Genomic DNA, 19,357 nt, shown 5'->3' with positions numbered 1-19,357 from the left:
CGATAATCGCAGTATGACCATTTCGATCACGATTCGCGACCTCCCCAACGAGACGCGTGACGTGTTGGCGGCCCGTGCTGCGCGGTCGGGCCGCTCACTTCAGGAATACCTCTCACGGGAACTTCGCCTGCTCGCAGCCCGCCCCAGCGTCGATGAGGCGCTCGACACCATCCGCGGTCGCGCGCGCGCCTACCCGCAGCTCGATGCGGCGGATGTTCTGAGCGATCTTGAGGCTGATCGTCGGTGAGAGTCGTCGTCGACGCATCGGCGGTGTTGACGCTGCTGCTCGAACCAGGGTCACGTGGTGACGAGGTGGCGGGGATGCTCGCCGACGCCGAATTGCATGCGCCCGACCACCTGCCCGTGGAGGTCGCGAACGTTGTGCACCGCCGCCGCAACGCGTCCCTGCTGAGCGAGGCGGAATCCCGGTTGGCCCTGGATGGCTTCTGGGCCTTACCGCTGCACCTCTGGCCGTTCGAAAAGCTCTCTGAACGGGCCTGGCAACTTGGCGCCAATCTCAGCAGCTACGACGCGGCGTACGTCGCGCTTGCCGAACAACTTGAGGTGGATCTGGTGACCGGCGACGTGCGCCTCAGCCGGGCACCGGGGATCGCCTGCAGCATCCGTCTCGTCTGAGCTGGCTTGTGTGAGCCGGCTTGTGTGAGCGGGCTGGTCTGAACCGCGTCACATCAGGCCGGCGGCCAGACCCCGACGATGACAGCCATCACGAGGATGGTGACGAGTTCATGCGCGCAGTTGAGCACGGTCAAACCCACAGTGTGCCGATCGAACTGGTCGTGGGTGATGAACCGCGCGGCCGTGAACCCCGCCCACAGGATCGCCGCCGTGACGAGAGCGTTCACGAAGAACGATCCGCCCAGGATGAGGTGAGGTGACCGCGTGTGACGGCGGTTTTCGTTCCGTGACTCCCGCGGTCGGAGTGTGACGTCACTATTGGCGGTGACGTCGAGATGCGGGCTACCGTCGCCGCCATGACACTTCTCGCACCCTCCACCATTCCCGCATCCACCGCCGCCGAGCGGTCGGAACGGCTCACCGCCGCCGGCTCCGCCTGGGGCGAGCGGATCGCCGCCGACACCAAGGCGGCCCACCTCACCTACACCGTGCACGGCACCGGTCACGGGTCGGTCGCGACGGCCGTTCGGGCCGGTAAGCACGAGTTCGTGATCGACGAGCCCGGCGCCCTCGCCGGTGACGACGTCGCGGCCAGCCCGGTCGAGTACGCGCTCGGTGCGCTCGCCGCCTGCCAGGTCGTCGTCTACCGTCTCTATGCTCAGGCCCTCGGCATCCAGGTCGATGAGGTCGACGTGAAAGCTGAAGGCGACCTCGACGCCCGCCGCCTGTTCGGGATCGACCACGAGGTGCGCGCCGGCTTCCACGACGTGCGACTCGAAGTCTCGATCACCGGACCCGAGACCGAGGAGCGCTACCAGGAACTGCGCGACGCCGTGGATGCGCACTGCCCCGTGCTCGACCTGTTCCAGAACGCGACCCCGGTCACGACGACGCTGGTCAAGCGCTAGACCGTACGGGTGGCCTTCTTGAGGTTCTCGAGCAGCTCGTCCCGGTTCTGACGCACGACATAGGCCGGTCGGTCCCGCTCGAAGCGCCACGACTCGTCGATCGCGACGCTCACCGAGTCGAACCCCAGCTCATCGAGCAACGCGGTGGCGAAGGCGAGGGCATCCGGGTCGTCCCCGGCGATCGGGAGAGCGCGGCGGTCGGGCGTTCCGGCGGGGGATCCGGTGGTCGGGATGTCGCTCGCGGTGATGTTGTTGAACACCTTGACGACCCGAGACTCGTGCAGGTGCTGCTGCATGAGGCGCGTCACGGTGGTCTCGCCGTCATCGAGCTCCGGGATGTGGCCGTCGCGCTCGAAATAGTAGTTGTCGGCATCCAGCACGATCTTGCCGGCGAGGGGCGTGACCGGCACCTCGCGGTAGGAGTTGAACGGAACCGCGATCAACGCAACATCAGCCGCAAACGCGGCCTCGTCGACAGTCGCTGCCCGCGCTGCAGGGCCGAGCTCGGCGACCAGGTCGGCGAGGGTCTCGGGTCCGCGGGAGTTCGCGATCAAGACCTCGTGGCCGTGGGCCAGGACGGCCCGTGCGAAGTTGCTGCCGATGTGGCCCGCGCCAATGATTCCGAAAGTGGTCATGGTCGCCTCAACCGCGACGGGAGACTCCGCATTCCGCGCCGAGGAGGACGAAACGGCGCGGAATGCGGTGGGTGGGGAGGCCGCTCGCACTCTCGCATGTCTGCGGCCTCCCCGTTCTTCCGAGGGTAGGGAGCGGGTCTATCTGTCTCGTTTGGTCATGCTGAGAGCACCCTATGGATGCCGGCGGCCGACGTAACTCTTGGAAATCCGGCCCCTCAGCCTTCATGCGTCGATGAACCCTCGGAATTCCGAGAGTTAGGTACGCGCGCGCAGGTTGAGAAGTACCCGAACGGGCAACGCTCAGCCCGAACGGGCAACGCTCAGGAGGCGGTGGCTGCCGATTTCGCCCGCCGGGGTGCCCGCTTAGCGGCGACGGGAGTCTCAGCTGGCGTCTCTTCGCGCATGCGCACGTACCGCTGCTGTCCCTCTTCTTTCACTTCGACGAGGTCAGTGCTGGCTGTGACGAAGTCCATAAAGCTCTTGTAGCCGAGGGTCTTCTCGTTGAACGACGGGTTGAGCCGTTTGATCTGCGACTTGAGCGCCGAGGCGTTCAACCATTCGTCGACTCCCGCCTTCGCACTGCTGAGGCCGATCGCGCGCACGAGCAGCCGGGAGGCGTCGTCTGTCGTCATCGCGGGCGGGGCGACGGTCTCGCTCACCGGATCGACCTCGGCCCGTTCGGCGCGAGTTTTGGAGGCTGCGATGGGGGCAGCGACTACGGCGACCGCCTCTTCGCGCTGGATCGCGTCGTACGACTCGAACTCGTCGAGCGCCGACATGAGTGCCTGGCTGGTCGATCCCGAGACGCCGATTCCGATGACGATGCGGCCCATGCGCTTGCAACGCTGCACGAGCGGGATGTAGTCGGAGTCGCCCGCGACCACAACCACGTGAGTGATGTCGGGCAGGCGGAACAGGTCGTCGATGACGTCGACGGCAAGCCGGATGTCTGCCCCGTTCTTGGTGCTGCTTGCCGGGAAGAGCTGGGTGAGGTCGATCGCGCGGTCGACGAGCTGCCTGCGGTATGCCGCATTGGCGGGCACCGACCAGTCGGCGTAGGCGCGACTCAGCGCGACAGTGCCGAACGACGACGCGTAGTCGAGGATGGCGCCGATGTCGACGCGGGCGACATCCAGCTTGCTCGCCAGTTTCGGATCGTTGCTGCGCGCCTCATCGCTGCGCCAGGCGTTGCGGCCGTGCATCTGGTCGTAGCGCGAGATGACGACGTTGTCGAAGTCGATGTAGACGGCGACGCGCGCCTCGGTCAGATCCCCGGACTCGGCCATGGTGCGACCCTAGCGCGCCCCCTCATAAACTCGGGGGATGCCTCCGAGTCCGTCCGTAATCGGCATCCTGGGCGCGGGAAAGGTCGGTACCGTCCTCGCTCGGTTGGCGCTCGCCGCCGGGCATCGGGTGCTCATCTCGGCATCCGGTTCGGCCGAGCGCATCGCCCTGATCATCGAGGTGCTCGCGCCGGGAGCTGAGGCCGCAACGACTTCCGAAGTGATCGAGCGATCGGATGTCGTCATCCTGGCCCTACCGCTCGGCAAAGTGCGCTCGCTGCCGGTCGATCTGCTCGTCGGCAAACTGGTCATCGACTCGACGAATTTCTGGGAGCCGGTGGATGGTCCGCTCCCGGAATTCACCGCCGACCCCCGTGGCACGAGCGAGGTTGTCGCCGACCTGCTGCCCGGCGCCCGCGTGGTGAAAGCCTTCAGCCACCTCGGTTACCACGACCTCGACGAGCGACCCCTCCCGACGGGTCACCCCGACCGCGTCGCCCTAGCAATAGCCGGCGACGACGAATGCGATATCGCCGAAGCGGCGACCCTCATCGACGAACTGGGTTTCGAACCCGTCCCCACCGGCCCACTCGCGACAGGCAAAGACTTCCAAGCCCACACGAGGGCATTCGGCTACCCCTTAACCCCTCAAGAACTCCGGGATGCGATAGCCAACCCGATCGAGCGAGAGGGGTGAGGAAGGGACCGCGCGAGTCAATCGGGGTAGGGGTCCCCGCTCCTTTGACTCGCGCGGTCCCTTCCTCACTCCGCCACACAGCAGAAGCATAGGAATGAGCTGTCTCATACCGGAGTGACCGTAACTCTGACCCGCGCCGACGGTTCCCCGATCCGCGCCCTGGTCGTCGACGACGAACCGATGCTCGCCGACATGCTGAGGATGGCGCTGCGGTCGGAAGGATGGGACACCCGGGTTGCGAACGACGGTCAGACGGCGCTGAAGTTGGCCCGCGAGATCCCGCCGGATGTCGTGGTGCTCGACATCATGATGCCGGGGATCGATGGGCTCACCGTGCTGCGCCGACTGCGCGAGGCGGGCAACGATGCCCCGGTCCTGTTGCTGACAGCGAAGGATGCTGTCGAGGATCGCATCGCAGGTCTCACTGCGGGCGGCGACGACTATGTGACGAAACCGTTCAGTCTCGAAGAGGTGATGGCGCGGCTGCGCGGGCTCGTTCGCCGGTCGTTGCGTGGCGCGAATGACGACGGACCGGTGTTGCGGGTCGGCGATCTCACCCTCGACGAGGAGAGTTACGAGGTCGAGCGGAGCGGGCATCCGATCGCCCTGACGCCGACCGAGTTCGAGTTGCTGCGCTATCTGATGCGCAACCCGAAGCGCGTGCTGAGCCGCGAACAGATTCTCGATCGGGTGTGGAGTTATGACTTCGGCGGCCGTGCCGCAGTCGTCGAGCTGTACATCTCCTATTTGCGCAAGAAGATGGATGTTCACGGCCCGACGATGATCCACACGGTGCGTGGCGTCGGCTATTCGATCCGACCGGGTAGCTGAGTGAGGCGCTGGTCGCTCAGCGGCCGCCTGGTCGCCGGGATCGTCGTGCTGCTCGCCGTGCTCTCGGTCGCGATCGGGGCGGTGACGGTTGCGGCATCCCGTGCGCAGCAGATCGGTCGGCTCGACGCGGTGCTGATCGCCGCGTCCGAGCGCACCACCCAGGCCGTCAACGGGGAGCCGACGGTGGGCACGGGGGGCATTGCCGCCATTTTGCCGGGCCAGGGGGCCGGGGCGGTCGGCCTCATCACCGACGGTGAGCACGTCAGCGCGGGGTACATCGGAGTCGACTCGCACCCGATCGGACTCTCGCACGACCAGGTTGCCGTTCTGCTCGCGGTGGCGGCCGACCGGGTGCCGCGTACCGTTTCGTTGGGCGACCTCGGGTCGTACCGGGTGGTGGCGACACCGATCACGAGCACCGGTTTCGTGGTGAACGGACTGTCGCTAGCCGAGGCGGATGCCACCACCAGTTCTCTGCTCGAGACGATCGCCGAGGTGACTCTGGGGGCGATCGCCCTCGCCATCCTGCTCGGCTCGCTCGTCGTGCGGCTCGCCCTGCGACCGTTGAACCGGGTGGTCGACACGGCGACGCGAGTCTCGGAACTTCCGCTGGAATCCGGCGAGGTTCTGTTGAGCGAGCGGGTTCCGGATGCCGATACCACCGCGAGCACCGAGGTCGGTCGGGTCGGGGCGGCGCTCAACCGGCTGCTCGGCAAGGTCGAGCACTCGCTCGCCGCGCGCCACGCGAGCGAGCAGAAGGTACGGCAGTTCGTCGCGGACGCCTCTCACGAATTGCGCACCCCGTTGGCGTCGATCCGCGGCTATGCCGAACTCGGGCTTCGCGAGGCCGGGGACCTTCCCCCTGACACCGCCCGCTCGCTGGCGCGGATCGAGTCGGAGTCGAAGCGGATGACCTCGCTCGTCGAAGACATGTTGCTGCTGGCCCGACTGGATGCGGGGCGCGACCTGCGCTCGGAGACCGTCGCCCTGGGCGCGTTGCTCGTCGAAGCCGTGTCTGACGCGCACGTCGCGGGGCCCGACCATCAGTGGGATCTTGAGCTGCCCCCCGATGACCTCGAGGTTCCCGGCGATCCCGACCGGTTGCGCCAGGCCATCGCGAATCTGTTGTCCAACGCTCGCCTGCACACCCCCGCGGGCACAACCGTGACGGCATCGCTGGAGGCGACCCCGACCGGAACCGCGATCCTGGTTGCCGACGACGGGCCCGGCATCGACCCGAATCTACTGCCCAACCTGTTCGAGCGCTTCAGTCGGGGTGACGACTCGCGCTCACGCGTCGCTGGCAGCACGGGGCTCGGCCTCGCGATCGTGGCGGCGATCGTCGAGGCCCACGGCGGAACTGTCACCGCCACCAGTGAGCCGGACCACACGGTCTTTCGAATCGACCTCCCGGTCGCCGACGCCGAGAACGGGCCAGCCGAGAAGGGGCCAGCCGAGGAGGGGCCAGCCGAGAAGGGTTAGCCCAGCTCCCGCCGCCGGGCGAGAGCTGTGTCGAGCGTGAGCCGAGCCTTCTCGTGGGTGTCGGCCACGACATCCCGCTGCCGTTCGATGGCCGCAGCCTCGCGTTCAGCCGCACTGAGAGTCTTGCGCGCCTCACGGAGCCGCAGGTCGAGGTCGCCGAGCTGCCGCGCGATCTCGGCGGCATCGTCGTCGGCGCGTTTCGCGACAGCGTCAGCACGGGTACGGGCACGGGCCAACTCCGCGTCGCCGTCGTCAACCAGGTGGGGTTTGGGGCGTTCGACGACGGCGCGCTTCTCGGCCGCCCGCGAGCCTCGGCCGGGCAGGGCCACCGCTTCGGCGAGGTCGACAGGCTCGAAGCCGATGGTTTCCAATGCCCGCACCAGACGACCGGTGCGGATCGCTTCGGCCGCTTCTGCGTCCGCAAGTCCGGCATCCAGGGTGCCGGCGACAGCGTCGAGCACGGCGGCCGTGACGGGATGCCCGGCGGCCTCGGCGAGTTCGCCCCCGGTGTGGGCAAGACCTGTCACGGCGGCTCGACGCTCCTTGCCGAGACGAGTGATCGCCTCCCGATCCAGAGAAGTCTGGGCGGCGCGCAGGGCGATCCCGAGGTCAAGCACCTCGTCGAGTTCGCCGCATCGCTCGCGTGCCAGCAGGTTAACCACCCAGGCTGCAGGTGCCGGACGCCGCAACGCTCGAAGTCGCGCGCCGAAGCCGGGCTCCGTTCGGTTCGCCTCGGCCGCCGCGGTGCGCGCCGAGATGAACTGCGCCGGCGGGAGCCCGTAGAGCTCCTGCGCGATGTCGTCCAGCTGGTCCGCCATGGGCACAGTCAAGCACTGTGACCTCTCGCAAGCACCGCGACCTCTCGCAAGCACTGTGACCTCTCGCAAGCACCGCGACCTCTAGCCTGGGGCGGTGTCTTCGCCTCGGGTGGTGGTTGTCGGGAGCCTCAACGTCGACCTCGTGTATCGAGTCGCACACCTGCCGCTCCCCGGCCAGACGCTGCTCGGTACCGGATTGCGTCGGCTGTCGGGCGGCAAGGGCGGCAACCAAGCTCATGCGGCGGCCCGGCTCGCCGCGCCGGGAACCACCGTGTCGATGATCGCTGGAGTCGGAACCGACGACGCTGGCACGTTCCTGCGCGACGACCTGCGCGCGGTCGGCGTCAACGTCGGGGGAGTCGTCACCGTGCCCGGACCCTCGGGGATGGCACTCATTGCCGTCGACGACGAGGGCGAGAACGCGATCGTTGTCATCCCGGGCGCGAATACCGGCTGGACCGACCTCCCTACTGACTTCGGCCCGGCGGACGTCGTCGTCGTCCAGCTCGAGATTCCGGTCGATGTCGCCACGCGGGAACTCAGTCAGGCGCGGGCGAGCGGTGCCCGCACGGTGCTGAACGCCGCTCCGGTCGACCGGGCCGTTCTCTGTCTGCTCGACGACGTGTCGGTTCTGGTGGTCAACGAGATTGAGGCTCGCGAGCTGTTTCCCGTTGATGGTGATCTCGACGACGTCACCATCGCGGATATTCGGGCCGGCATCCCGTGCGATCTCGTGGTGACGCTGGGGGCCGTGGGTGTGCTGGTCGCGACCGACCGAGTGACCCGCATCCCGGCCCTTGAGGTTCAGGCGATCGACACCGTCGGTTCGGGGGACGCGTTCGTCGGAGCGCTGGCTGCCGAGCTTGCCAACGGCTCCTCTCTGGAGGCCGCCGCGCGCTTCGGCGCAGTCGCCGGAGCGCTCACCGCAACCGTGTCAGGAGCACGATATTTGGGGCTCGTTCGGGGCGACGTTGAGGCCCTCGCGAGGTCGCTGGAGTAGACGGGAAGGTCTGTGCAGGCGTCGGGGGACAGATTATTAGGTTCTCAGAATTCCGTGCAACACTCTCATCAGCCGCGCCCGTGATCTGATGCACGCGCCGGTCAGGTGTCCGCCGCAGCATTCCCTGATCCGCCGCGGCGGGCACCGTTCTCAATCCAGAAGTCTCTCGGCACCGAGAGACTTCTGACCGAGGTTTTGAGCAAGAACAGCGCGGTCAGGCGACGCCCACCCAGAGCCCGTCGCGGGCGCGGGTCATTCCGACAAACAGTTCGCGCCGCTGAAGCGCCGTGCGCTCCGCGGCCGCGTCGTCACCCGTGTCGAGCCCGGGAGTCACGAGGTGCGGGGGAGTGCGAACGACCAGGACTTCGGCGAACTCGAGTCCTTTGGCACGCTTGATCGTGCCGACCTTGACGGCGTCGACAGGCGTTCCGTCGTACTCGGTCAGGTCGATGGTCGGGATGCCGGCCGCCTCAAGCGCGTCGGCCACCTCGCGAGCGTGCCAGGCGTAGAGGGCGAGCACGCCGATGTCGCCCAGGCTGATGTCGGCACCGGACGCTTCGGCGTCGGAGACGATGCGCCGCACCCGTTCGACGAGCGACCTGTCGTGGGCGGCCCGCGACGGAAAGACCGTGTGCACCGGTCGCGAGCCGTGCCGCGGAGTCTCCGCGAGATCCCCGACGGTTTCGCCGCCCTCGATGTCGGTGTGCGAGTCGCCCTTCACCAGCAGGTTCGCGAACCCGGCGATCTCGGCCGTGTTGCGGTAGTTCGTAGTCAGCACCACGGCACGGCCCGCGATCGAGACGCCCGCCTCGGCCAAGGTCGAGCCGCCCGGGTAGATCGTCTGCTGACCGTCGCCCACCAGGTTGAACCCGTCGGGTTGGTCGCCGACCAGCGAGTGCAGCATCCGGATCATGACGCACGACAGGTCTTGCGCCTCATCGACGATCACGGCGCGGTAGGTCGTCAGCGGCTCCTCGGCGAGCGACGCGTCAGCTTCGAGGATGACGTCTTGCCAATCGGAGACGTCGCTTGCGCGCAGCTGCTCCTCGTAAGCAACGTAGAGCTGCCAGACCGCAATGCGCTGGTCGACCGTGAGTGGCCGGCGGCGGCCGTGCCGGGCGAGCCCCGCGTACTGCTCGAAGCGCGTGAGGCCGCGGCCCTTGATGACAGCACACACCTCTTCGTACCAATACCCGGCGACGGGATCGATCGCGCCCAGCGGACCCTGCAGCCCGATCTTGCGCCAGATCGTGTCGAAGATCTTCGAGGCCGCTTCGGCATCGACATCGGGGTGGATGCCGCGGCTCGCGAGCACCTCGGTCGCGAAACTGTGCACGCTGCGAAATTCGACACGGTCGACAACATCCGGTGCGAGTCGACGCAGCAGAGACTCGAGCACGATCGGCAGGGTCCGCACGAAGGTCGTCACCAAAACCGGTCCGCCGGTCATCCGGGCTAGGTACGCGGCGCGGTGCAGGGCGACGACGGTTTTGCCGGTACCTGCGGCTCCGCGAATGCGCGACGGCCCGTTGAACGAGCGGCGCACGAGCCGAGCCTGCCCCGGGTGCAGCATCGTCATCCACTCTTCGATCGGCGCGCGGCGAAGACCTTCGTAGAGGGCATCCTGAATCTGCTCGGCGCTCAACGACTCGGCACTCGACGATTCGGCACCGTCGGTGGCGGCGAGCACCGGTTCCGGTATCGACGCGATCGGAAGGGGGACCGGGCCGGTGGCGTACGGCGGAAACAGTTTTTCGAGAACCGACCGCACCTCGCCGACTCGTGCCGGGCTGAGCCGACGTCCGAGGCGCGAGATCTCGGTCACCGCGACAGCATCGCCGAGCAGCGTCACCCCGAACAGTTCGGTCTTCGGGATGCGGTGGCCGGTGAACGCGACGATCGCGTGCACTTCGCCGGGGGCGAGTCCGATCTCGGCGAGTTCGCCCTGAGTGGAGTGCAGAAGGTCGGCGAGTCGTTCGACTTCGGTCGTCGCATCCTCGCTGCCGCGCCACACGCGCCCGTTCACAATCGTCACCTCGCGCCACGACTTCGCGTCGAGGATGATGACGCCGCCCGGTCCGACCAGGATGAGGTCGACATTGCCGCGCACCGAGCCAGGTCGACGACGATCGGCGAGCAACGTGTACCCGAGAGGTTCGAGTTCGATCAGGGTCTCGGCGAGGCGGCGCTCACTGTGTGCGGCAGCCTCGAACGACCGAGCCATCTGACGTGCGATCCCCGCGCGGCGGGCGTGCTCGTCCGCCAACTCTCGTTGCCGCGTCGCTTCCCACGCGGCGGATCCCCCCGCTGCCATGATCCCCCCGGATCGTTAGGCCCAGCTCCCCAAAAAATGCGAGTCCCCGGAAAACCTGACGGCGCCTATATACCCCTCATGGTGAGGCGCCGTCGAAACCCAGTGTGACGGTTTGTGACATGAGCGGGTAGCGCGTCTTTGGGGGTCATAGATTTCGGGTCGCGGGCGGTCAGGATTTGGGGAGGATCTCGGCCAGCACCGTCGGCAGACCGAACAACCCGAGCGAGTAGATGGCGCCGATGACGATCGCGAAGATCCCCGGAGCTTTCGAACCCGGCGCGAACATGCTGACGATTCCGAGGATGAGAGCCCCCACCGCAAGCGGCGAGGTGATCGAGATGACCTCGAGGATGACGATGAGGCCACCGAAGAGAACGATCATGATCGCGTTATCCCGGCTTTCCGCGCTGCCGGCGCCAGCGATCGCCAACACAATCCAGCCGACAATCGGGGCGACCACAAGAAAGAGGACGATCACCATTGCGACGATGCCGATCTTGTTGCGCGGTCGGCGCGCAGGGAGCGGCATCGGACCCGGGGTCGCAACGGGAGAGGCAGCATCCATCGTCATGTCGCCGAGATTACTGCGTCGCCGCCGCGCGTCGGTAACCTCAAGCTCATGCCTACGACGCGTCCCCTCGCCACCCGATGAGTCTCGACTGGACCGCGTTCACAGCGCCCGTGTCGCTTCAGCAGGTGCAGACCTGGAAGCTCGCGGCGAAGGCGAGCGGCGCCCGATGGGCGGGCGACAACACCGGGCGGATCGTGCTGGTGCTGGTACTCGCTGTTCCGATGATCGCGATCAGCATCCTGGTCGGATTTGCGTCGATCGCCGGGGCGATCGGCGGGTTTGGTGCGGGGAACTCGAGCGGAGCACTCTCCGGTGGCTTAGCGCTCCTCCTCAGTCTCTTCAGCTTCGGCCTCGTGGCACTCATGATCTGGGCATGTTTCAAGGTGTTCCCGAGCGAACGTCGCTGGGAACGCTGGTTGCGCCTCGACTGGTTCGCGCGTACCAACCGCATGACCTTCTCGCCCTTGGATCCGAAGCCCAACTACGTCGGCGCCATCTTTAGCAGCGGTGAAAGCCGCGCCGCGGTCGACCACTTCCGTTCGGTTGAGGGGCGATTCTTCGACGTCGGCAACTTCCGGTACGTCGTGAGTAACGGCAAAACCTCGCAGACCATCACGTGGGGGTTTCTCGCCCTCAACCTGGAGCGCAAGCTGCCGAACATGTTCCTCGACTCGATCGCGAATAACTCCTGGGCGTTTTCAGGCCTCTCCCGCCTCTACGCGCGCGACCAGGTGCTCTCGCTCGAGGGTGACTTCAACCGGTATTTCACGCTCTACTGCCCCAAGCAGTACGAGCGGGATGCGCTCTACGTCTTCACGCCCGACCTGATGGCCCTGTGCATCGACGAGGCCGCTCCGTTCGACATCGAGATCGTCGACGACTGGCTGTTCGTTTATTCGCCTCGCGCGTTCGCAATGGACAACCCGCAGTTGCTCTCGCGGCTTTTCCGAATCATCGACCTGGTCGGAGCGAAGGCACTGCGCCAGACCAACCGGTACCAGGATGACCGCGTCGCGGCCCCGTTCCCGGCGAACATCGTCGCTCAGCCCGGGCAGCGGCTTCGACGCCGGTTCCCGGTCGCGGTCATCGTTGTGCTCGCGCTCACACTCGTGTTGCCGATGGTCATCGGTGCAATCGTGTTGGTCACCGCGGTCCTCGGCGCGACTGCTGGCGGCTTAGTGGGGCACTAGCCCCCGGAACAATCCGCGAGCCGCGCCGAGTATTCTCGGGGGGTGAGCGCCCGCATCGAGACCCTCGTCATCCTGGGTGCCGGGGGAGACCTCACCTCGCGATTGCTGTTGCCGGGTCTGGCGTCGCTTCTGGCCTCGTCGCGGGCGCAGCCCATCCGGTTGATGGGCGTCGATCGCGGACCGATGACGGATGCCAAATGGCGCGCCCTGGTGACGAAGGCGTTCAAGGACTTTCCGTCGAAACTCGCCGAGAAAGTTATCGCCGAGACGACGTACCTCCAGGCCGACGCGACGAGCGCCGAAGATCTGGAACGGGTACTCACGACGGCGACAGGTCGCACGGCGCTCTATTTCGCGCTGCCTCCTGCCGTTGCCGCCATGGTGTGCTCGACACTCGCCGCGATCGATCTGACGCCTGGAATCGTGCTCGCCCTCGAGAAGCCCTTCGGCACCGACCTCGCGTCGGCCCGTTCGCTGAACCGACTCGTGACGCGTCTTGTTCCCGAAGAGCAGGTTTTTCGGGTCGATCACTTCCTCGGCAAATCGACGGTGTTGAATCTGCTCGGGTTGCGGTTCGCGAATCGCATCTTCGAGCCGCTGCTGTCGGCCCAGAACGTCGCCCACGTCGAGGTGCGCTTCGAGGAGGAGTTGGGCCTCGAAGGTCGAGCGGGCTACTACGACAAAGCCGGCGCACTGGTCGACATGATTCAGAGCCACCTGCTGCTCGTGCTCGCACTTGCCACGATGGAGCCGCCGGCCACTGTCGGGTCGGAAGATCTGCGCGGTTCGATGGCCCAACTGTTGCGCGCCACCCGGCCGTGGAAACGGGACGGCACCGAGGGTCGTCGGGCGCGCTACACAGCGGGCACCGTCGGACGCCGCAAGATGCCGTCCTACGCGTCAGAGAAGGGCGTCGAACCCGCGCGCAAGACGGAGACCCTTGCCGAGCTGACTGTCGCGATCGACAACTGGCGGTGGGCGGGAGTTCCGTTCGTGCTGCGGTCCGGCAAGGCGCTGGGGAATCCCCGCCAAGAGATCGTGTTCACCTTCCGCGATGTGCCGCACCTGCCGACCGGATTCGAGGGGCCGAGCCGTCAAGCAACCCTGCGCATTGGCATTAAGCCCGCAACGATGTCGCTGGACCTCGTCACCAACGGTCGCGACGACCCGTTCGATCTCGAGTGGGAGACCCTCAACGCCGAGTTCGGTCCGAGCGAGCTGAGTGCGTATGGCGAAGTGCTCGCCGAGTTGCTGGAAGGCGACCCGACCCTGTCGGTGCGCGGCGACATTGCCGAGGAATGCTGGCGGATCGTCAGCCCGGTACTGGCAGCATGGCGCAAAGATCTCGTGCCGTTGGAGACCTATCCGGCGGGGAGCCACGGACCGAAGTCCTGGCGTTAGTGCGTCGCGACCTTACGACGTCAGTTTCGCGATCGTCGCCGCGACGCGACGCTGACGGGTCTCTTCGGCCTTGGCCTCGGTGATCGACCGCGCGTGCTCCTTGCGATGCGTGTAGGCCAGCTTCTCCCAGGCAGCCGCGGCGGCCGGGTTCGCAGCGAGGGCGGAGGCGAGAACTTCAGGCACCTCGACCTCTCGCGGCGCCGTGTCGTGTTCGAGCGTGACGTCGACCTCATCCCCGCCTCCGAGCCCGGTGTCGGCACGCTGCGCGGAGTTGAATCCAACCAGGAATCTGCCCCCCATCGAGACAATCGTCGATCGGTACGTGTACCCGCCGTCGATTGTCACGTTCACCGGTACCCGCTTGCCCGCGTTGAGCGAGGCGACCACGTCATCCGGAACCACGATCCCGACGTTGTTGCCGATCTGGTGCAGTGTCGTGCGGAAGGTGGTCATGAGGACTCCTGCGTGAAGAAGCGGATGAATTCCGGCTTCAGGGCGGCTGGCGCGACCTGGTGGGTCTGGCCGTCGAGCACGCCCATTTCGGCGTTCGGAATCGTCGCGGCGATCTTCTGCTGTGCGGCCGCCATCTTCTTCGCAGCTTTGCCGCCGACGAGCACGAGCGTCGGGATGTCGATGCTCTTCAGCTCGTCGATCGGTGGCTCGAAGTCGCCGCCCATCACGCGCGTGTCGTACGGGAGGGTGTGCGCGACCGCCTGGAGCTGCCTCCAGACTTTGCCCATCATCCGCATCATCAGCGGCAGAAAGAACGGACCGCCGACCATATCGACCATAAAGAAGCCGACGGCCTTGCCGCGCTCACCCTTCGCGAGGTAGCCCTCGAGGGTGCCGAGGTAGTCCTTCGGGCTGCCGTCCTTGTTCTTGTTGAGCCCGACCCACGGCGCTTCGTAGCCGATCAGGCGTCGCATCGGCACTCCCGCGGCGGCGGCGCGGTACGCGATACCCGCGCCCGACGATTGACCCATGACGAAGGCATCCCCACCGGCCGCTGTGATCACGGCGGCGAGGTCGTCGAATTCGCGTTCCGCCGCGTACGGAGCGGTGTCGCCGCTCTCGCCACGCCCCCGACGGTCGTAGGACACGACCGTGAAGTCTTCCTTGAGCGCGCCCGCGAGTTCCGGTGAGGGACCAAACGCGCGGGAGCAGAGGGCGCCGTCGACCAGGACGAGCAGCGGTCCCCGTCCAGCCCGCTCGAACGCGATCTTCGTCCCGTCTTTCGACGTCGCGAACTCCGTAGCCGTCACCGTCTGAGTCTCGCTCATGCCGCACCGCCGGCCAGAATCGCGTCGACCTTGAGGAACGACTCGAGCCAGCCGTCGTTCGTCGCCTGCCGAAACTCCGGGTTGAACGGCCCCTGGTGCAGAGTGATCCGCGTTTTCGTACCGTGGTCGTGCAACCAGATACGCAGTGTCACGCCCGCGACCGTTCCCTCGGAAGTCTCGGCGGAGGCTTCACCCTCAAGATATTCCGGGGGGATGACTGCAGTCAGTCGCGCCCGCATGGGGTAGTGATCGCCGGTCTCGTTGTCGACCATGTCGAGCCCCCAGGCTCCGCCGACGTGCGGTTCGACGATCACCGATGCTTCGTCGACGTGCACCGTGCTGGGCCCAAACCACTGCGCGAGGTACTCCGGCTCGGTGAAGAATTTCCACACCACCTCCCGCGGGGCATCGAACGCCCGGGTGATGAATACGTCGCTGTCGGTGGCGACGGGGATCTCGGGGATGGCGCTCATTTCTCGTCCTTCTCTTCCGGTTCGGTGGGGGGTTCTGTCGTGGCGGCTAGATACTCGGCCAGGGCGGTGTCGAGGCGGTCGAAACTCTCGTTCCAGAAACGCTTGTAGGACTGCATCCAGGCGGTCGCCGCCTTGAGCGGTTCGGCCTCGAGGTGGCTGTACCGCGTGGTCGCGACCTTGGTGCGCGAGATGAGTCCGGCGGTCTCGAGCACCCTGAGGTGCTTCGACACGGCGGGCTGGCTCATCTCGAACGGCTGGCCGAGTTCGGCGACGCTTGCGTCACTGGTCATCAACCGGGTGAGGATCGCGCGGCGGGTTGGGTCGGCCAGGGCGGCAAACACGCTGCTCAGCGCATCTGCGCCCGCCTGATCAGCGTCCGCCTGATCCGCGCCCACCTGATCCGCGCCCGCGTGGTCTGCTTCGATGGTCGGCATCCATAACCTCCTGGTTTCGATAACCATAGGGTTATGTAGAGAGAGGGGTCAAGAGACCCCGCCTTTTGCCCGACCTGGGGCTATCCCCTGGCCCCGATTGCCCGAAGTTGGGCAAATAGCCGTGGTGCGGCGAGGATCAGCGCTCTCAGCCTGCGGTCAGGTGTCGAATCGTGACGCGATTACGCTGTGACCAATGAGAGCGATTGCGCGGAGTCCGATCGCCCTCTGGACCGGTTTCGTGCTCGCCCACCTCTGGCTTGGGTTCCTCGCGCTCTATGCGCCTGGGCAGCCGATCGGCGACGTCACGAACGTCTACAAGTTCTGGATGGAGTACGGCTTCCAGGGTCGGGGCTGGGTCGGCATCGACACCATCTGGGTCTACCCGATTGTCGCGATCGTGCCGATGTTGGCCTCATTCGCCCTGGGCGCGGCCCTGTACGCGAGCACCTGGCTGAGCCTCGTGATGATCATCGACGCGGCCGCGTTCGCCGTCATCGTGTCGATGAGTCGGCGCGCCGACCGCGGCCACATCGGTTGGTGGTGGCTCGGATTTCTGGTCGTACTCGGACCTGTCGCGATCGGGCGCATCGACTCGTTCACGGTCCCGATTGCAATCATCGGGATGCTCGTCCTGGTGACTCGTCCGCTGCTCGCCGGCGTGCTCCTCACCGTCGCCGCGTGGATCAAGGTCTGGCCCGCTGCGATAGTCGCCGCGGTGATCGTCGCGGGACGTGACCGCGTCCGAATCATCATCGGAGCGGCCGCCATCACAGCTGTCATCGTGATCGCCGATCTGGCGCTCGGCGGCGGGGGAACGCTTTTCAGCTTCTTGTCGGAGCAAACCGGGCGTGGACTTCAAGTCGAAGCGGTGATCGCGACCCCGTGGATGTGGGATGCCACCCTCGGTGTCGGGCACAGCCAGGTCTACTACGACCACGGCATCCTCACCTTCCAGTTGCGAGGTCAGAATGTGCTCGCTGTTGCGGCTGCCGCGACCCCGATGTTGGCGATCGTGGCCCTCGTGCTGCTGGGCCTGGGGATCCTCGCAACGCGTCGTGGTCGCACACCCTCCGAGGTGCTGCCGCCGCTCGTTCTCGCGCTGACTGTTGCGCTCATCATCTTCAACAAGGTCGGGTCGCCGCAGTTCGTGACCTGGCTCGCCGTGCCGATCGTCTTCGGACTGATGACCGCAGCGGTCAGCGGCGGGCGCTCGTTCCGCGTCCCCGCGGCTCTGGCGCTCGTCATTGCCGGTCTGACCCAGGCGTTCTATCCGTACCTGTACGCCGAACTACTCGCCGCGAACCTGCCGATGGTGCTCCTGCTGACGGCGCGCAACATCCTGTACGTGGTGCTGTTCGTGTGGGCGGTCGTCGCTCTGATCTCGGTGCTTCGGCGCCCGGTCGACCTCGCTGCTGGCGACCAGGGGGAGCACCTCGACGACTCCTTCGAGCGTGTCACCGCGGGCCGCGTCACCGAGAACCGTGTCACCGAGAGCTCAGGCACGCCCGAAAAAGTCACCCCGTGAATACTCTGTCGCCGACGCGCGTGCGGCTCGCGTTGCTCGCGCTTGCCCTCGGGGGCTTCGGAATCGGGTCTACCGAATTTGTTGCGTCGGGTCTCTTGCCGCAGATCGCAGCCGACCTCTTTCCGACGATGGCTTCCGTCGATCACGCGCAAGCGATCGCCCAGGCGGGGTGGATGATCACCGCCTACGCCGCCGGTGTCGTGGTCGGTGCCCCGACGATCGCGGTGTTCGCCGCCCGGATGCCGCGGCGCGGTCTGTTAGTTGCTCTGGTTGCGGCGTTCATCCTGGGCTCGATCGCCTCGGCTCTGGCCCCCAACTTTCCGACGCTCGTCATCGCCCGATTCGTCGCCGCACTGCCGCACGGCGCCTACTTCGGGATCGCCTCACTCGTGGCGGGTTCGCTGATGGGTCCCGGCAAGCAGGGTCGCGGTATCTCGATCGTGCTCGCGGGGCTCACGATTGCGAACGTGATCGGGGTGCCCGCGATCACTTTTCTCGGGCAGCAAGCCGGATGGCGCGCCGCCTATGTCGCGGTCGCCGTGGTCTTCGCGTTTGCACTCGTCGCGATTCTGGTGGCGGTGCCCAGCAGCCCCGGCGATCCGGGGGCGACGGTCAAACGCGAGCTCGGCGGATTCCGTCGCGGTGAGGTGTGGCTCGCCCTGCTGACCGGGGTCGTGGGTTTCGGCGGTTTGTTCGCCGTGCAGAGCTACATCGCCCCGATGACAACCCAGCTGACGATGCTCCCCGCCGTGATCGTGCCGGTCGTGCTCGTGGTCTTCGGGGTGGGGATGACGATCGGAAACTGGCTCGGCGGGCCGCTCGCAGACCGTCACGCGGTGCGAGCGATCGTGCTCAGCTTCATCGGATCGGCTGCCTCTTTCGTGGTGCTGATCGCGGTCGCCTCGACGCCGGTTGGACTCTTCGTCGGAATCTTCTTGATGGCTGTCGCGTCGTCGGTGCTCGCTGTCGCCATCCAGACCCGGCTGCTGGAGGTCGCGCGCGAAAGTCAGACGCTCGCCGCAGCTGTCAACCATTCGGGACTCAACCTCGGCAACAGCCTGGGCGCGGTGCTCGGTGGTCTGGTGATCGCGGGAGGTTACGGGTACGCCTCAACAGCATGGGTGGGCCTGCTCCTGTGCATTCCCGGCCTCGGGCTCGCGCTCCTCGGCGCACTCATCACGAGGCGCGCGGCAGAACGAGCCAGCTTGAATCAGAACGAGCCGGCAGGCGCATCCTGAATCAAGATGCCGTCCTGGATGGCACGCCGACGTAGCCCCACCTTGGTGCCGACATCGATGCCGGCGACTCGGTACTTCTCGCGGATGCGCTTGAGGTAACTCTTAGCGGTCTCTTCGGAGATGCCGAGCTGATAGGCGACTGCCTTGACCGGTTCACCACCGCCGTAAAGGGCCATGACGCGACGCTCCTGTGCCGACAGTTTCGGCGCCCCGCCGATATCGGCGGCGTTGATCGCCAGGTCGAGTTCGGCCGAGATGAAACTCTCGCCCTTCGCGGCGGCCCGGATGGCCTCAACGATCATCTCGGTGTTTTCGCTCTTCACGAGGTAGCCGAGAGCGCCGGCAGCGAGGGCTTCACGCACGACGTTGGGCTCCGAGTACGTGCTCATCAGCACCGTGCGCACCCCGGTGGTCTTCAGGGTCGAGATCTTCAGCGCGACCGGCAGATTGTCTTTGAGGTCGAGGTCGAGCAGCACGACGTCGACCGGGAATTCCGGATGCGTGAGCAACTCGGGCCAGGTTGGTACCGCGGCGACCATGTCGATGTCATCCGCAGCGCCGCGGATCCACTCCGTCAGCGCGCCCAGGATCATGCGGTGGTCGTCAACGAGGGCGACACGGATGTTGGCCACGAGTGTTCC

General features: G+C 66.5%; 21 protein-coding genes and 1 pseudogene. 11 read left to right on the top strand and 11 right to left on the bottom strand.

The window, feature by feature from the left end; translation table 11 throughout:
* Positions 1–13 precede the first annotated feature (13 nt).
* Positions 14–247 (top strand): hypothetical protein, encoded by a 234-nt coding sequence (locus ABIR17_RS08990; RefSeq protein ID WP_348004043.1) that lies wholly within the window; start codon positions 14–16, stop codon positions 245–247.
* Positions 244–636, top strand: a complete 393-nt coding sequence (locus ABIR17_RS08985; protein ID WP_348004042.1) for a type II toxin-antitoxin system VapC family toxin — start codon at positions 244–246, stop codon at positions 634–636. The genes ABIR17_RS08990 and ABIR17_RS08985 overlap by 4 nt, the downstream gene beginning before the upstream one ends.
* Before the next feature lie 53 nt (positions 637–689).
* On the opposite strand, the pseudogene ABIR17_RS08980 reads toward ABIR17_RS08985, so the two are convergent.
* Positions 690–878 (bottom strand): annotated as a pseudogene (locus ABIR17_RS08980) (DUF1761 domain-containing protein); the annotation flags it as partial.
* Positions 879–992: 114 nt separating this feature from the next.
* On the opposite strand from ABIR17_RS08980, the gene ABIR17_RS08975 reads away from it, so the two are divergent.
* On the top strand, positions 993–1,544 hold the full coding sequence (locus ABIR17_RS08975) for an OsmC family protein (protein ID WP_348004041.1): 552 nt from the start codon (positions 993–995) through the stop codon (positions 1,542–1,544).
* On the opposite strand, the gene ABIR17_RS08970 is transcribed toward ABIR17_RS08975, so the two are convergent.
* Both ABIR17_RS08970 and ABIR17_RS08965 read right to left on the bottom strand, forming a co-directional pair.
* Entirely contained in the window at positions 1,541–2,269 is a 729-nt protein-coding gene (locus tag ABIR17_RS08970) for an NAD(P)-binding domain-containing protein (protein WP_348004040.1), read from the bottom strand. The two genes, ABIR17_RS08975 and ABIR17_RS08970, sit on opposite strands and share 4 nt — an antisense overlap.
* A gap of 230 nt (positions 2,270–2,499) precedes the next feature.
* Complete coding sequence (locus tag ABIR17_RS08965; protein ID WP_348004039.1) at positions 2,500–3,465, bottom strand: NYN domain-containing protein; 966 nt, start codon at positions 3,463–3,465, stop codon at positions 2,500–2,502.
* A gap of 37 nt (positions 3,466–3,502) precedes the next feature.
* On the opposite strand from ABIR17_RS08965, the gene ABIR17_RS08960 reads away from it, so the two are divergent.
* The 3 genes from ABIR17_RS08960 to ABIR17_RS08950 all read left to right on the top strand — a co-directional run bounded on the left by ABIR17_RS08960 (position 3,503) and on the right by ABIR17_RS08950 (position 6,472).
* Positions 3,503–4,159, top strand: a complete 657-nt coding sequence (locus ABIR17_RS08960) for an NAD(P)-binding domain-containing protein (protein ID WP_348004038.1) — start codon at positions 3,503–3,505, stop codon at positions 4,157–4,159.
* A 114-nt stretch (positions 4,160–4,273) separates the two neighbouring features.
* Positions 4,274–4,990: a response regulator transcription factor gene (locus ABIR17_RS08955; protein WP_348004037.1), complete on the top strand. Its 717-nt coding sequence runs from the start codon at positions 4,274–4,276 to the stop codon at positions 4,988–4,990.
* A complete protein-coding gene (locus ABIR17_RS08950; protein ID WP_348004036.1) occupies positions 4,991–6,472 on the top strand; it encodes an ATP-binding protein in 1,482 nt (493 codons plus the stop codon).
* Here ABIR17_RS08950 and ABIR17_RS08945 read toward each other — a convergent pair.
* Positions 6,469–7,290: a hypothetical protein gene (locus ABIR17_RS08945; RefSeq protein WP_348004035.1), complete on the bottom strand. Its 822-nt coding sequence runs from the start codon at positions 7,288–7,290 to the stop codon at positions 6,469–6,471. The two genes, ABIR17_RS08950 and ABIR17_RS08945, sit on opposite strands and share 4 nt — an antisense overlap.
* Positions 7,291–7,384: 94 nt before the next feature.
* Here ABIR17_RS08945 and ABIR17_RS08940 point away from each other — a divergent pair, with 94 nt between their 5' ends.
* Positions 7,385–8,290 (top strand): ribokinase, encoded by a 906-nt coding sequence (locus ABIR17_RS08940; protein WP_348004034.1) that lies wholly within the window; start codon positions 7,385–7,387, stop codon positions 8,288–8,290.
* Between the two features lie 214 nt (positions 8,291–8,504).
* Here the strand turns inward: ABIR17_RS08940 and ABIR17_RS08935 are convergent, their stop codons facing one another.
* Positions 8,505–10,604 (bottom strand): UvrD-helicase domain-containing protein, encoded by a 2,100-nt coding sequence (locus tag ABIR17_RS08935; protein ID WP_348004032.1) that lies wholly within the window; start codon positions 10,602–10,604, stop codon positions 8,505–8,507.
* A 169-nt stretch (positions 10,605–10,773) separates the two neighbouring features.
* Complete coding sequence (locus ABIR17_RS08930) at positions 10,774–11,175, bottom strand: hypothetical protein (RefSeq protein ID WP_348004031.1); 402 nt, start codon at positions 11,173–11,175, stop codon at positions 10,774–10,776.
* A 77-nt stretch (positions 11,176–11,252) separates the two neighbouring features.
* On the opposite strand from ABIR17_RS08930, the gene ABIR17_RS08925 reads away from it, so the two are divergent.
* Both ABIR17_RS08925 and ABIR17_RS08920 read left to right on the top strand, forming a co-directional pair.
* Entirely contained in the window at positions 11,253–12,365 is a 1,113-nt protein-coding gene (locus ABIR17_RS08925) for a hypothetical protein (protein ID WP_348004030.1), read from the top strand.
* 42 nt (positions 12,366–12,407) lie between these two features.
* Positions 12,408–13,766 carry a glucose-6-phosphate dehydrogenase gene (locus tag ABIR17_RS08920; protein WP_348004029.1) on the top strand — a complete coding sequence of 453 codons (1,359 nt, stop codon included), beginning with the start codon at positions 12,408–12,410 and terminating at the stop codon, positions 13,764–13,766.
* Positions 13,767–13,778: 12 nt separating this feature from the next.
* Here the strand turns inward: ABIR17_RS08920 and ABIR17_RS08915 are convergent, their stop codons facing one another.
* The 4 genes from ABIR17_RS08915 to ABIR17_RS08900 are packed head-to-tail and all read right to left on the bottom strand — an operon-like array spanning position 13,779 to position 15,953.
* Positions 13,779–14,219 carry a YdeI/OmpD-associated family protein gene (locus ABIR17_RS08915; protein ID WP_348004028.1) on the bottom strand — a complete coding sequence of 147 codons (441 nt, stop codon included), beginning with the start codon at positions 14,217–14,219 and terminating at the stop codon, positions 13,779–13,781.
* The gene (locus ABIR17_RS08910) at positions 14,216–15,046 is read right to left on the bottom strand and encodes an alpha/beta fold hydrolase (RefSeq protein WP_348004027.1); all 831 of its coding nucleotides are present in this window, start codon (positions 15,044–15,046) and stop codon (positions 14,216–14,218) included. The genes ABIR17_RS08915 and ABIR17_RS08910 overlap by 4 nt, the downstream gene beginning before the upstream one ends.
* Positions 15,043–15,519: an SRPBCC domain-containing protein gene (locus tag ABIR17_RS08905; RefSeq protein WP_348004026.1), complete on the bottom strand. Its 477-nt coding sequence runs from the start codon at positions 15,517–15,519 to the stop codon at positions 15,043–15,045. The genes ABIR17_RS08910 and ABIR17_RS08905 overlap by 4 nt, the downstream gene beginning before the upstream one ends.
* The gene (locus tag ABIR17_RS08900) at positions 15,516–15,953 is read right to left on the bottom strand and encodes a metalloregulator ArsR/SmtB family transcription factor (protein ID WP_348004025.1); all 438 of its coding nucleotides are present in this window, start codon (positions 15,951–15,953) and stop codon (positions 15,516–15,518) included. Before ABIR17_RS08900 ends, ABIR17_RS08905 begins: the two co-directional genes overlap by 4 nt.
* 193 nt (positions 15,954–16,146) lie before the next feature.
* Between ABIR17_RS08900 and ABIR17_RS08895 the strand changes: the two genes are divergently transcribed.
* Together ABIR17_RS08895 and ABIR17_RS08890 are read left to right on the top strand one after the other, a co-directional pair.
* Positions 16,147–17,478 (top strand): glycosyltransferase 87 family protein, encoded by a 1,332-nt coding sequence (locus tag ABIR17_RS08895; RefSeq protein WP_348004024.1) that lies wholly within the window; start codon positions 16,147–16,149, stop codon positions 17,476–17,478.
* A complete protein-coding gene (locus ABIR17_RS08890; RefSeq protein ID WP_348004023.1) occupies positions 17,475–18,716 on the top strand; it encodes an MFS transporter in 1,242 nt (413 codons plus the stop codon). Before ABIR17_RS08895 ends, ABIR17_RS08890 begins: the two co-directional genes overlap by 4 nt.
* Here the strand turns inward: ABIR17_RS08890 and ABIR17_RS08885 are convergent.
* The gene (locus ABIR17_RS08885; protein WP_348004022.1) at positions 18,689–19,348 is read right to left on the bottom strand and encodes a response regulator transcription factor; all 660 of its coding nucleotides are present in this window, start codon (positions 19,346–19,348) and stop codon (positions 18,689–18,691) included. The two genes, ABIR17_RS08890 and ABIR17_RS08885, sit on opposite strands and share 28 nt — an antisense overlap.
* Between the last annotated feature and the right edge of the window lie 9 nt (positions 19,349–19,357).

The organism is Pseudolysinimonas sp. (assembly GCF_039912695.1).
In the GTDB taxonomy this organism is placed as follows: domain Bacteria; phylum Actinomycetota; class Actinomycetes; order Actinomycetales; family Microbacteriaceae; genus Pseudolysinimonas_A.
The sequence above is the reverse complement of the archived record's forward strand: the minus strand, read 5'-3'. Positions and strand labels throughout refer to the sequence as shown.